The organism is Streptomyces sp. MNU89, assembly GCF_020982505.1.
Taxonomy (GTDB): domain Bacteria; phylum Actinomycetota; class Actinomycetes; order Streptomycetales; family Streptomycetaceae; genus Streptomyces; species Streptomyces xinghaiensis.
Map to the genome: position 1 here is coordinate 4,473,273 of NZ_JAJKLL010000001.1, position 12,666 is coordinate 4,485,938.

The window sequence follows — 12,666 nt, forward strand, 5'->3', positions numbered from 1 at the left end:
GTCACCCGGCCCACGACAGACCTGCTACGAAGAGCGCGTCGATAACGGACACCGCACACGAGTGCGGCCTCCCTCGCCGAGCAACTCCACGAGTCTACCCGGCGGGAAGGCCGCCCCCAAGTCGATCTACGGTCCGGCCGGCAAGGCCCGCCCGCGACCGGTCACCGCCCAACGGTGACCGCCGGCGGTGACCATCAGCGGTGACCGTGCCGGGCCGTCAGGCCTGCTCCTCGAAGAGACTCGTCACCGAACCGTCCTCGAACACCTCACGCACCGCACGCGCGATCGTCGGCGCCATCGACAGCACCGTGATCTTCTCCAGCTCCAGCTCGCCCGGCGTGGGAAGCGTGTCGGTGAACACGAACTCGCTCACCTTCGAGTTCTTCAGCCGGTCCGCCGCCGGACCCGACAGCACGCCGTGCGTCGCCGTCACGATGACGTCCTCCGCACCGTTCGCGAACAGCGCGTCCGCGGCCGCCGTGATCGTGCCACCCGTGTCGATCATGTCGTCGACCAGCACACAGATCCGGCCCTTCACATCACCGACCACCTCGTGCACCGTGACCTGGTTCGCCACGTCCTTGTCACGCCGCTTGTGCACGATCGCCAGTGGCGCACCCAGCCGGTCGCACCAGCGGTCCGCGACCCGCACCCGGCCGGCGTCCGGAGACACCACCGTCAGCTTGGAGCGGTCCACCTTCGCCCCCACGTAGTCCGCGAGGACGGGCAACGCGAACAGATGATCCACCGGACCGTCGAAGAAACCCTGGATCTGGTCCGTGTGCAGATCCACCGTGAGAATCCGGTCCGCACCCGCGCACTTCAGCAGATCGGCGATCAGCCGCGCCGAGATCGGCTCCCGGCCCCGGTGCTTCTTGTCCTGCCGGGCGTAACCGAAGAACGGCAGGATCACGGTGATGCTCCGGGCCGAAGCCCGCTTCAGAGCATCGACCATGATCAACTGCTCCATGATCCACTTATTGATGGGAGCCGTGTGGCTCTGCATCAGGAAGCAGTCCGCGCCGCGCGCCGACTCCTGATAACGGACGTAGATCTCACCGTTGGCGAAGTCGAACACCTTCGTCGGGACCAGGCCGACACCGAGCTGGTGCGCGACCTCCTCGGCGAGTTCGGGGTGGGCGCGGCCGGAGAAGAACATCAACTTCTTCTCGCCGGTCGTCTTGATCCCGGTCACAGCACAGTCTCCTTGGCAGCGACATCAAACTCTGGGGGAACAGGGGGCGCACTTTGGGTGCAGTTCTCACGGTACGCCCAGCGCGGCGCACCCCGGCACGAGGGCTAGGCCCCGTCACCCTCCTCCTGAGCTGCGGAAGCCGCCTGCGCGGCGGCGCTCCCGGGACGCTTCCGGGCCACCCAGCCCTCGATATTCCGCTGCTGGCCCCGGGCCACGGCCAGCGAACCCGGCGGCACATCACGCGTGATGACCGACCCCGCGGCGGTGTAGGCCCCGTCCCCGATGGTGACAGGAGCCACAAACATGTTGTCCGAACCCGTCTTGCAATGTGAGCCGACCGTCGTCCGGTGCTTGCTCTCACCGTCGTAGTTCACAAAGACGCTCGCCGCGCCGATGTTGGAGAACTCACCGATCGTCGCATCCCCCACATACGACAGATGCGGCACCTTCGTCCCCTCACCGATCTGCGAGTTCTTCATCTCGACGAACGTACCCGCCTTCGCCTTCCGCGCCAGCCGCGTCCCCGGCCGCAGATACGCGTACGGGCCCACCGACGCCTCCGGGCCGATCTCCGCCCCGTCCGCGACCGTCCGCACCACCCGGGCACCCGCACCCACCGACGTGTCCGTCAGCGTGCAGTCCGGACCCACCTCCGCACCCGCCGCCAGACGCGTCGCACCGTGCAACTGCGTACCCGGGTGGACCACCGCGTCCGGCTCGAACACCACCGTCGCGTCCAGCCACGTCGTCGCCGGATCGACCACCGTCACCCCGGCGAGCATCGCCGCCTCCAGCAGCCGGTCGTTCAGCAACCGCCGCGCCTGCGCCAGCTGCACGCGGTTGTTGATGCCCAGGATCTCCCGGTGGTCGGCCGCCACGGCCGCGCCCACCCGGTGCCCCGCCTCGCGGAGAATCCCCAGCACATCGGTGAGGTACTCCTCGCCCTGGCTGTTGTCCGTGCGGAGCTTGCCCAGCGCGTCCGCCAGCAGCCGGCCGTCGAACGCGAAGACCCCGGAGTTGATCTCCGTGATTGCGCGCTGCTCGTCCGTGGCGTCCTTGTGCTCGACGATCGCGGTGACCGCGCCGTCCGCCGGGTCGCGCACGATGCGGCCGTAGCCGGTGGAGTCCGGTACCTCGGCGGTGAGGACGGTCACGGCGTTGCCGTCCGCGGCGTGGGTGCCGGCGAGGCTCCGCAGCGTGGCCCCGGTGAGCAGCGGGGTGTCACCGCAGACCACCACCACGGTGCCGTCGGCCGCGCGGCCGGCCGCGGCCAGGGACTCCAGCCCCATCCGCACGGCGTGCCCGGTGCCGTTCTGCTCGTACTGCACGGCCGTCGTCGCGGCGGGGTCGATCCCGGCCAGATGCGCGGCGACCTGCTCGCGGGCGTGGCCCACGACCACGACGAGCTGCTCGGGATCGAGTTCACGGGAAGCGGCGACGACGTGTCCGACGAGGGAGCGGCCGCAGATGCTGTGCAGGACCTTGGGGGTGGCCGACTTCATACGGGTGCCCTCACCCGCGGCGAGGACGACGACGGCTGCCGGGCGGTTGACGCTCACGGGTGTGCCCTTCGGCTTCGGATGGTGGACACCCGCAGGATACCGGGGTGTTTTCGGCCCGGAACGCGCGCGGGCCCCGGCCGTGCGGCCGGGGCCCGTGAGAGGTGACGATCAGCTCCGCTGCCAGGACTCGAACCCGGACTTAGGCCACCAAAAGACCCAGTGCTGCCCATTACACCACAGCGGATGGCATAAGTGGCCAATTTGGACATTTGGTTAAGCTGTCCGCTCGGCCGCTACTACTATGCCGTACCACCAGCCTTCGACGCGACGGTATAGATCGGCGCTGTCGTTCACGCGGATGGCAAGGCAGCCGTAGTAGTTGTCACCCGTATTCCTCCGGGCGGTCCTCGGGTTGTGCTTCTTCAGGGCCGTCTTGCCGAACTGGTCCGGGGCGGCACCGGTGTGCTCCAGCCAGAAGTGCTCGGCACGGCCGATGTCCGCCGACTCGTGGATGTTGACGGAGTAGCGTCGCTGCCCGGGTGCCACTCCGAGAAGATCCAGCCAGGCCAGGAACGTGGACACCATGCCCGGATCGCTGTTGACGAAGACGACTTTCTCGCGCCGGTCGTACGGCTTGTCCTTCGCGCCCTCCGCCCAGTACAGGCCGACGCCGATCAGGAAGAGCTCCCGCCGGCTGAGGTTGCCGATCTCGTACGCGGCCGAGAGTTTTGTCTGCCGGCGCTCGAAGTTTCGCCGGTCCAGCGTGGCCTCCCGGCTCTTCTGCGCCGCTGCGGACGCCTCGACCGGTGTCCTGGGGGGTCGTTCCGGCTTCGGCAGGTCGCGTACCCGAGTGAGATCGAACTCTTCGAGCAGCCCAGTTCGAGCTGGATCTCGTCGTAGGTCATCCCGCGTGAGCGCATCTCGCGGGCCGCGGCGCGCAGGTCGTCCCTGGCGTTGGGGCGTTTCGTCCAGTCCGGTGGGGGCTCGCCGTCGAGCAGGCGGTTGAGCAGGTTGTTGTTGTGCACCTTCAGCCGGTCGCGGATCTGCCTGCGGCTCAGTCCTTCTCCGCGCAGTGCGACGGCTCGTTCCCGCAGGTCCTCGAAGGTGGCGGAGCCGTCCCGGAGTCCGCCCGTGCCATCGCCGTCGCGGCGTCGTACGTCGGTCATGGGCTCAGGGTCGGCCGTCCGTGTGTACGGCTGGGCGGAAATGCGGGCGATTCAGCAGTTCGGGTGGAAGTCGCAGAAATCGACCGCGTTCGAGTCCGGTTTGTGTGGATGCCCCGCTCCGGTATCCGTGGAGTGCGGCCTTAGGGTGGACGTTATGACCACATCGGGGGTAGGAGCCGCGGAATCGGGCGTGCGGGGCGCGCCCGCGGGGCCGTGGTGGTGGGAGCGGCGGCGCGGGATGGCGCTGGACGTCGCGCTGACGGTGGCGTCGGTCGTGGAGTGTGCGGCGGAGGGGTACGCGTTCGCCGGTGAGGCGCGGATTCCGGTGGTACTGGGGGTGCTGCTGGGCGTGGTGGCGGGGTCGGTGCTGCTGGTGCGGCGGCGCTGGCCGATCGCGGTGGTGCTGGTGGCGGTGGCGGTCTCGCCGGCGGAGATGGGGCTGCTGCTGGGGCTGGTGGGCCTGTACACGCTGGCGGCGTCGGAGGTGCCGCGGCGGATCACGGCGGTGCTGGCGGGGATGTCGATGGCCGGGACGCTGCTGGTGACGTTCATCCAGTTCCAGCGGGACCTCGGTCGGCAAGAGGAGTACGTGGCGCCGGAGTGGGTGGTGCTGCTGGCGCCGGTGCTGATGTCGCTGGGGCTGACCGCGCCGCCGGTGTTCCTGGGGTTGTACGTGGGGGCGCGGCGGCGGCTGGTGGAGAGTCTGCGGGAGCGTGCGGACGGTCTGGAGCGGGAGCTGTCGCTGCTGGCCGAGCGGGCGGAGGAGCGTGCCGAGTGGGCGCGGGACGAGGAGCGCCGGCGGATCGCGCGGGAGATGCACGACGTGGTGGCGCACCGGGTGAGTCTGATGGTGGTGCATGCGGCGGCTCTGCAGGCGGTCGCGGTGAAGGATCCGGAGCGGGCGGTGAAGAACGCCGGTCTGGTGGGGGATCTGGGGCGGCAGGCGCTGACGGAGTTGCGGGAGATGCTGGGGGTGCTGCGCTCGGGGTCGGCGGTGAAGGCGGACGCGGAGCCGGGCGCGGGTGCGGAACCGGGCGCGGGCCCGGATTCGGGTTCGCGGGCGGGGTCCGGTCCGGGTGCGGGTCCGGTCCGGGCGCCGGGCGGCCGGTGGCGGCTCCGGGCGGTGACGGGGTGACGGGGCGACGGGCGCGCGGCCGGGGGCGCTGAGCGGGTGCCCGTGCCGGCCGGGGCCGTGGTGTCTCCGGATGTGCGGGGTGCGGGGCCGGGTGCGGCTGTGGCGGTGGAGTCGGTGCCGCGGCCGTCGGTGGCGGCGGAGCAGGCCGAGGGGCCGGGGCTGGGTGATCTGGAGGTCCTGGTCGGTGAGTCCCGGGCGGCCGGGATGGTGGTGGAGTTCTCCGTGGAGGGGGAGGCGGTCCGGGAGCGTGCGCCACAGGTGGAGCAGACGGCCTACCGGGTGGTGCAGGAGGCGTTGACGAATGTGCACAAGCACGCGGCGGGGGCGGAGATACGGGTGCGGTTGGCGCACCGGGAGTCCGAGGTCGCGGTGCTGGTGGAGAACGGTCCGGCGGCGGAGGGCGGCTCGGACGCGCGGTTGCCCAGTGGTGGGAACGGTCTGGTGGGGATGCGGGAGCGGGTGACGGCGCTGGGGGGCGGTTTCGTGTTCGGCCCGACGGACTCGGGGGGGTTCCGGGTGTCGGCGGTGCTGCCGGACCGGAGCGGCTGAGGCCGGCCCGGAGCGGATGCCCTGCGCGGCTGAGGGCGGCCCGGGGTGGTTGAGGCCCTGGAGCGGCTGAGGGCGGGCGGGCCGGTTACCGGTGTCGCCGTTTCTGGTGTCCGGTGCCCTGGGGGTGCGGGTGCTGCTCAGTTCTCGGTGCCGGGGCCGGGGCGGGTACGGATCCGCTGTCGGGGCGGGTGGCTGTCCCGGTCCGGTGGCCGGGGTGTGGTTCCCGTCACGGGAGGGGCGGGGTCCGGGCGGTGTTCCGTGGTGGTGTCCGGAGTGTGTTCCGGGGTGCGTCCCGGAGGCTGCTCCTCGGTGCGGGTCCCGGGGCGTTCCGGGGTGTGGTCTTCGGCCGGGTCCCGAGGGTGTTCGGTGGCGCCGGGCCGGGGGTGGTCGGTGTCGCGACGGGTGCCGCGGCCGGTGATGGTGGCGAGGCTGGTGCGGATGTGTTCCATCTGGGCGCGGAGGGTGTCGCGGCGGCTGGCGTGGTCGCGCAGGGCGCGTTCGGTTTCGCGTTCGACGCGTTCGCGGCGGGCGTGGGCCTGGGCGATGATGTCGGCGGCGCGGGCTTCGGCTTCGTCGCGTTCGCGCCGGGCGGTGTCCTCGGCGTCGGCGTGGGTGTCGCGGGCCCGGGCGAGGAGGGTTTCGGCGCGTTCCGTCAGTTCGGTGACGTGCTTCTCGGTGGCGGCCCTGGCGGCGGAGAGTTCCCGGTCGGCGTCGGCCCGGCGGGCGGCGAGTTCGCGTTCCTGTTCGGCGTGGAGGCGGGTGGCCCGTTCGCGGGCGTCCTTGAGGGCGGCGGCTGCCTGGGCGCGTTGTTCCTGGGCGGCCCGGCGGGCGGTGGTGAGGGTCTTGCCGGCGATCTCGCGGGCGGCGGCGAGGGCCTGCTCGGCCCAGTGGTCGGCTTCCTTGCGGAGTGCGGTGGCGTCGACGCGGGCGGCGTCGCGAAGGGTGCGGGCGGTCGCGTCGGCTTCGTCGCGGAGGGCCTGGGCGGTGGTCTCGGCGCGGGCGCGGAGTTCGGCGGCCTCGGCCTCGACGGTGAGGAGGAGTTCGCGGGCGCGCGCGCCGAGGGACTCGTAGGTCTGCGGGGGGAGTTGTGCGGCGTGTTCGCGGAGCCGGGTGAGTTCGGTCTCCATGTCCTCGGCGCGGGCCGCGAGCCGGTCGGCGCGGTCGAGGGCCTCGTCGCGGGCTCCGGTGAGTTCGGCGATCGCGCGGTTGACCTGCTCCGGCCGGTAGCCGCGCCGGTGGCCGCGTACGGTGGTGATCCCGTGGGGTGACACAGTCGCACTCATTTTGAGCCCTTTCGTCCCGATTGTGAGATCCGCTCCGGCGCATATCTTTCCGATGCGGGTCAGGCGCCCATAACGCGACACTCCGCCCTTCCGTCCCTGTTCAAGGATGCGGCATCGGCCGCGAAGCCGGAATGGGGTCCGGTGCGGCGGGTGGGCACGGCTGGGGCGGGCTGTGCGAGGACGCCGCCGGGTGCCCGGGTGTCGGGGCACCCGGCGGCGTACCGGGAGGGGAAGGGCGGCGGCGGGCCGCCGGGGTCAGAGCAGCCCGTCCCACATCTGTTCGAGGATGACGGACCACCAGCTCTCGGGGGACGACAGGCAGGCGGGGTCGAGGGCGATCAGCTGGGCCTGGAAGTCGACGGTCCAGCGGCCGGCCTGTTCGGGCGTCAGTCCGTAGCGCAGCCGCCACATGCGGCCGAGCATGGCCATACAGCGGACGAATTCGGGCAGCCCGGTGTTGACGAACTGCGGGGGTACCGGCTGTCCGCCCGGCCCCGCCTCGATCGGTACGGCGACGATGTTGGCCGTGCCGTACTGCACGCACAGCTGGCGGCCGAAGTCGCTGCCCATGACGAGGTACGAGCCGGCGTCCGGGGCGGGCTGCACGCCGCGTTCGGCCGCCAGTTCGGCCAGGGTCGGCACGGGGCGGCCGGGCTGGGCCTGGGCCCAGAAGAACGGGCCGAAGTCCACCGGGAGTCCGGCCCACACCAGGGTCTGCGCGACGATGTCGGGCACGCCCTGCCGGGACACCGCGTGCTGGTCGAACCGGAAGAGCCCCTGGGGGCCGAAGGACTGGGCCAGTTCGTGGGCGAGGCCCTCGGCCGGCACCGGCGGGATCGGCGGTACCTGACCGGGGTGCGGCAGCGGCACCCGGTTCGGCGCGGGGCGTGCCGGGCCGTCGGCCACCTGGTGCAACTCGCCCTGGTGCTCGATCAGATGGCGTACGCCCTGCTGGCGTGTGGCGTGATCACGGCCGTAGGGGGCGGTGTGGCTGATCCGCACCTGGGGGAAGGTCTCGCGGACCATCCGGGCGCAGTAGCCGCCGGGCAGGTCGCAGGACTCCAGTTCGGTGTGGAGTTCCAGCACCTGCTGTGGCGGGACGTTCTGCGCGCGCAGCTCGTGCAGGATCTGCCACTCCGGGTGCGGGGTGCCGTAGGCGGAGCGGCGGATGATCTGCTGCTCCGAGCCGTCCTGTGCGCGGTAGCGGAGGACGGCCATGTAGCCGGGGCCCACCATGGGCGGGCCGGCCGGTGCCTGTGGGTAGCCGTACGCGCCCGGGGCGGGCGGCGGTGGCGGCGGCTGGGCGCCGGGTGGCATGCCGGGGTGCCGGGCGGGCCCGGGGGCGGGGTGCTGCGGGGCTCCGGGGCCGGCGGGGTTGGGTCCGGCGAGCATGGTGGCCTGGTAGTGGGGGTCGCCGCCGGGGCGCCCGGCCCACCGGGTGCGCCGGGGTGCCGGGAGGGCCGGGAGGTGGCGGCCGGCGCCGGCACTCGGGGTGCCGGGCGGGCCGGGAGGTTGGGGTGCTCCCGGGGCGGCGGGGCCGCCGGGGTGGGCCCGGCGAGCATGGTCGCCTGGTAGTGCGGATCGCCGCCGGAGGCGCCCGGCGCAGCAGGAGCGCCGGGGGCACCGGGCGGCCCGGGGGTGGCGGGTGCCCGCGCCGGGGTGCCGGGCGGGCCCGGGGACGGGGCGCTCCCGGGCGGCGGGGCCGCCCGGGTTGGGTCCGGCGAGCATGGTGGCGGCATGGTGCGCGCCGCCACCCGGTGCGCCGGGCGCGGGGGCGGCGGGGAGTGCCGGGGATGCCGGACGCTCCCGGGGCTCCCGGGGGCCGGGCGGCGGGGGCGTACCCGCGCCCGGGGTCTGCGGCGCCTGCGAGGCGTGCGGTGCCTGCGGCGTGCCGCCCGGAGCCGGGGCGCCGCCGGTGCCGGAGCCGCCCGTGCCGCCCGGGGTGGACGGTTCGCCGACGGCCGGGGCGACGGTGGTGCGGGGCAACTGGCTGCCCCCGGACATCAGTTCCGTCCGGTCGTGCGCCCGCGAACTCTGCTGCGGGCCTGTGGCCTCGTCTCCGTCCTCGCCGGCCAGGGGCGGTGCGAAGACGGTGGCGGGGAGATCGACGGAGGCGTCGTCGGGTCCCGCGGTGATGTCGGTGCCGGCCCAGGGGGTGCCGCTGGGAGGCGCGCCGGGGCCGGGTACGGCGCCGGGGCGGCCGAGGGGACGCCGTCCCGCGCGGAGGGGCCCGGGCTGTTCCCGGCGGCGGAGCCCGTTCCGCCCGGGGAGCCGGAGGCGCCGGACGAGCCGGCCTCGGGCCAGGTGGTGCCCGCGACGGGCGCGCCGCCGGACGGTGCGGCCGCGGCGGGGGGCGTGGCGGAGCCGGTGCCCGCGCCCGGGGCCGCGCCTGCGCCCGGGCCCGAGCTCGTGTCCGCGCCCGCCGCCGGTCCGGAGCCCTGGGCCGGCGCGGCGGAGTCCCGCCTGCGGTCCGGGATACCGATCTGGTCGGCTGCGTCCTGGAGCCACTGCGGGGGTGTCAGCAGAAAGGATGTGGCCTCCAGGTCGACCCGCTGCGGCCGTTCGGCCGGTGCGCCGCCGGTGTCGAGGGGGGCCGCGCCGTAGCGCTCCTCGTAGTGGCGGATGATCTCGCCGACCGGGAGCGCGGGCCACAGGGTGGCGTCGCCGCTGTCCCGGGCGATGACGAGCCGGGACCGGCCGCCGTCCGAGGTGGGGCCGTCCTCGCGGTCCTCGGCCCAGACCACGAAGCCCAGGTCGAACTCACGCACCTTCACCTCGCGGTGCTGGTACGCGGGGACGTCGCCGTTGATCCACTCCTCGGCGCGTTCCTGCGCCTGTGCGAAGGTCACCATCGCGCTCATCCCTCCACCGGGACGGCGTACGCGAAGCCGCCGTCCACCATCAGGTTGGCCACGGTCTCCAGTTCGGGCGGGCTGCCCGCCAGCCGCCGCAGGAAGTCGTCGAAGTCGTCGCCGCAGGGCAGCAGGAGCTGTTCGACCCGCTCCTGGACGGTGAGGCCGTCGTGGTCGCGCGCGTCGTCGTAGGCGCAGAACCACACCGAGCCGAGCGCCGAACCCTTCACCTTGACCGCGAGGATGCCGCCCTGGACGAAGGCGACGCCCAGGTAGTCCTTGGTGAGGTGGTCGCGCAGGCACTTGTTGACGTAGACGAGGTCGTTGACGGCGGCCTCGTCGCGCACCGTGAAGAACGGCTGGTCGACGAGGAGGCCCAGTCCGGCGTCGAGCGCGGCGCCGACCGGCGCGCAGCCGCCCGCCGCCTTCAGGAAGGACCGGTAGGCGCCGGGCAGCCGGTAGCCGAGGTCCTCCTCGGCGCCGAGGACCTGCGTCTCGGTGACGGACAGGGCGCCCTTGGGCAGCCCGAGGTGGGCGGGCCGGGTCTCCTGCAGGGGGCGGGTGCCGCGCTTGTCCTGGTCGACGGAGGCGGTGGCCAGTCCGCCGTGGTGCCGCAGCAATGCCTTGACCTCGACGGGCACGAGTTCCATCCGGCGGCTGTCCGGTACGTGGTGCCAGGTCCAGCCGTGCGGGGTGGCCACCGGCGGGAGGCTGCCCCAGAGGTCGTGGCCCGCGGTGTGCAGGGCGGCGTTGGCCGACACGTAGTCGGTGAGCCGGAGTTCGTCGACGCCGAAGCCCTCGGGGGGGTCGGCGATCTCGGCGGCCGCGCGCGCGTAGGGGGAGAAGTCCGGACGGCCGTTCTCGTCGATCCGCACGCCGCCGGGGTACCGGGCGGCGCGGACCGGGTCCGGGAAGTGCACGATCTGCCCGGCGTAGGCGGTGTTGGGTGGCGCGGGGTGTTCCCCCGCCCGGGGGCTGGGAGGCGCCCCCAGCCCGGGCCGGCCTGTCGTCATGGCGGTTGCCCCCTGCTGCGTCCGATGTTGGCGCACAGCCTATGCGGTGCCGGGGGTGCGGGTCCCGTCCCGGTGGCGGGGCAGGGGTGTACGCCATTCGGGGGTATTCGGTGCGGGGACGCGGGGTCCTCGGGGCCGGTGAGGGGCTCGCACGGGCCCAGGCCGGGTGCCCCGGGCCCCCGGAGGTGTCCGGGGCGGCTGCACCGGTGTTCGCGGGGCGGGCGCGCTTCCGTTCCCGGGCGGCCCGGGATAACCCTTTCGGGGGGTCTGTCGTCTTTCCTGTGACGACCTGTCACCCGCCGGTGACCTGCGGTCGTGCGACGCGCGGAGGGGGCCCGCCGGACTTCCTGATTTCCCCGGCGGTTTGGCAGGCTGTCCCCGCAACCAGGGGGATTGCACAGGAGGGGAACCACCGAATGAGCGCCACCCAGGACCTCCCGGCAACCCCGCCGGGTGACCCGCGGCTGCGATGGAGCAGCGATGCCGGTCCCGCGCGGCCGCCGGTTCTCCGGCACCGCCGGGACGGCATTCTGCCCGCGGTCGCCGCGGCGCTCTCCGTGCGCGGGAAGACCCTCACCGCCACGGCGGGGCGGGGTGACCGGCCGCCGGTGCTCCATCCGCTGGTCCAGGACTTCCTCGACCGGCTCGGCACGGCTCAGCGTGAACGATTCACCGGCCGCTGCCCCGAGGCCCTGCTGCTCTCCCGGCAGCTGGCCGAGGTCGAGGGCGCGCGGAGCAAGCGGGCCGCCCGCCGGCCGCTGACCCAGGGCGAGGCGCGGAAGGCTCTGAAACAGGCCAAGTTGACGGCGCGTCACATCCGGGAGGACGGCGACCCCCGGCACGGCCGGTACGCCCCTCCCTGCCGGTCCTGCACGGCGCTGCTGGCGCATTTCGGCGTCCGTGCCGTGGACCCCTCGGTGTCCGCCCCGGACAGGAGCTGATGTGCGCGCTTTCGACCGTACGGCCACCGACCGGTTCGCGGTCGCCGTGGACGCCGCTCTGCGGAAGGCGGGCTGGCGGCCGGGACGCTGGGACATCCGGCAGGCCGAGACGTGGGCCGACGGCCTGCGCGCCCATGTGTCGCCGGCGGGCCACCGGCACACCGTGTTCCCGGCGGCCGTCGAGGCGTGGGCCGAGTTCGGGGGGCTGCGGATCGCGGGTGCCCCCGCGGGGCTCCAGGTGGCGCCCACGACCTGTCTGATCGACCCGATGTGCGGGCTGCACCTGGCGCGGACCCTCTCCGATCTGGGGCGGGCACTGGGCACGGAGATCTGCCCGCTGGGCGAGGAGGCCCCGGGCCCGGAGCCCGGCAGCGGGCGGGCCGTTCTGGCCGTCGACAGCGAGGGGCGGGTCTACAGCCTCGACCACACCGGTGACTGGTTCCTGGGGCACAGTGTGGACGCGGCTCTCACCACCCTCGTCACCGGCGGCCGCCCGGAGCGGCTGGCGGTCGACGGCGGCTGAGGGCGGCCGAGGGCTTCCCCCGGCCGGGAGCGCCACGGGGAAGCGGCGCGGGTCCGTGTACGACGCACACGTCATGGCCGGCCCGGTCCCGGAAGATGGGTATTCCGGCTGGTCACTGAGGTTTCGGGGGCCGGGGGCGCGGTCCGCGGGGCGGACGGTGCGGGTGGCCGGCTCCTTCACCCGGCGGAGGCCCCTAGGGGGAGATCCGTACCCACGGGAGGAGCGGTTTCGTACCGCCGGAGGACGAGGGGCGGTCCGGTCGCTCCTAATCTGGTGATGCGGTGCTCGGGGGCGGCCCGGCCCGGGGCCCCGGGTGGGGCCATCCCCACCGCGGGGACGGTGCCCCGCCCCATCGTGCCGGACGGGCCGGGGCGGCAGGCTGGAGGCAGCCGGCCGGCGCGGCACCGGCCGGCGCGGCACCGTCCGTACCGGCGGCCGGACACGCGGGGCCACCCGGGACCACCAGGGCCGGGCCACCGCACCACCGGGCCACCGGACCACCGATCA

At 73.8% G+C, this 12,666-nt stretch carries 8 protein-coding genes, 1 tRNA gene and 2 pseudogenes; 3 read left to right on the plus strand and 8 right to left on the minus strand.

Going from position 1 to position 12,666, the window contains the following annotated elements:
- Nucleotides 1–217: 217 nt before the first annotated feature.
- The 4 genes and pseudogenes from E4N63_RS19285 to E4N63_RS19300 form a co-directional block, all read right to left on the minus strand.
- Nucleotides 218–1,195, minus strand: coding sequence for a ribose-phosphate diphosphokinase (locus E4N63_RS19285; RefSeq protein ID WP_019711758.1), 978 nt, complete (start codon nt 1,193–1,195; stop codon nt 218–220).
- Between the two features lie 104 nt (nt 1,196–1,299).
- On the minus strand, nt 1,300–2,754 hold the full coding sequence (gene glmU, locus E4N63_RS19290) for a bifunctional UDP-N-acetylglucosamine diphosphorylase/glucosamine-1-phosphate N-acetyltransferase GlmU (RefSeq protein WP_125626670.1): 1,455 nt from the start codon (nt 2,752–2,754) through the stop codon (nt 1,300–1,302).
- Nucleotides 2,755–2,869: 115 nt separating this feature from the next.
- A tRNA-Gln gene (locus tag E4N63_RS19295) sits at nt 2,870–2,941 on the minus strand.
- Between the two features lie 29 nt (nt 2,942–2,970).
- Nucleotides 2,971–3,863, minus strand: a pseudogene (locus E4N63_RS19300) (hypothetical protein).
- A 154-nt stretch (nt 3,864–4,017) separates the two neighbouring features.
- Between E4N63_RS19300 and E4N63_RS19305 the strand changes: the two are divergent.
- Nucleotides 4,018–5,547 (plus strand): annotated as a pseudogene (locus tag E4N63_RS19305) (sensor histidine kinase).
- 137 nt (nt 5,548–5,684) lie between these two features.
- Here E4N63_RS19305 and E4N63_RS19310 read toward each other — a convergent pair.
- The 4 genes from E4N63_RS19310 to E4N63_RS19320 form a co-directional block, all read right to left on the minus strand.
- Nucleotides 5,685–6,830 (minus strand): cellulose-binding protein, encoded by a 1,146-nt coding sequence (locus tag E4N63_RS19310; protein WP_230241296.1) that lies wholly within the window; start codon nt 6,828–6,830, stop codon nt 5,685–5,687.
- Between the two features lie 255 nt (nt 6,831–7,085).
- The gene (locus E4N63_RS31545; RefSeq protein WP_374112798.1) at nt 7,086–8,222 is read right to left on the minus strand and encodes an SUKH-4 family immunity protein; all 1,137 of its coding nucleotides are present in this window, start codon (nt 8,220–8,222) and stop codon (nt 7,086–7,088) included.
- 611 nt (nt 8,223–8,833) lie between these two features.
- Nucleotides 8,834–9,691 (minus strand): hypothetical protein, encoded by an 858-nt coding sequence (locus E4N63_RS31550; RefSeq protein ID WP_374112799.1) that lies wholly within the window; start codon nt 9,689–9,691, stop codon nt 8,834–8,836.
- Nucleotides 9,688–10,695 (minus strand): SMI1/KNR4 family protein, encoded by a 1,008-nt coding sequence (locus tag E4N63_RS19320; protein ID WP_230241297.1) that lies wholly within the window; start codon nt 10,693–10,695, stop codon nt 9,688–9,690. Before E4N63_RS19320 ends, E4N63_RS31550 begins: the two co-directional genes overlap by 4 nt.
- Before the next feature lie 416 nt (nt 10,696–11,111).
- Between E4N63_RS19320 and E4N63_RS19325 the strand changes: the two genes are divergently transcribed.
- Both E4N63_RS19325 and E4N63_RS19330 read left to right on the plus strand, forming a co-directional pair.
- A complete protein-coding gene (locus tag E4N63_RS19325) occupies nt 11,112–11,636 on the plus strand; it encodes a YwqJ-related putative deaminase (RefSeq protein WP_043470479.1) in 525 nt (174 codons plus the stop codon).
- Nucleotide 11,637: 1 nt separating this feature from the next.
- Nucleotides 11,638–12,159, plus strand: coding sequence for an SUKH-3 domain-containing protein (locus E4N63_RS19330; protein ID WP_125624199.1), 522 nt, complete (start codon nt 11,638–11,640; stop codon nt 12,157–12,159).
- Nucleotides 12,160–12,666: the final 507 nt, after the last annotated feature.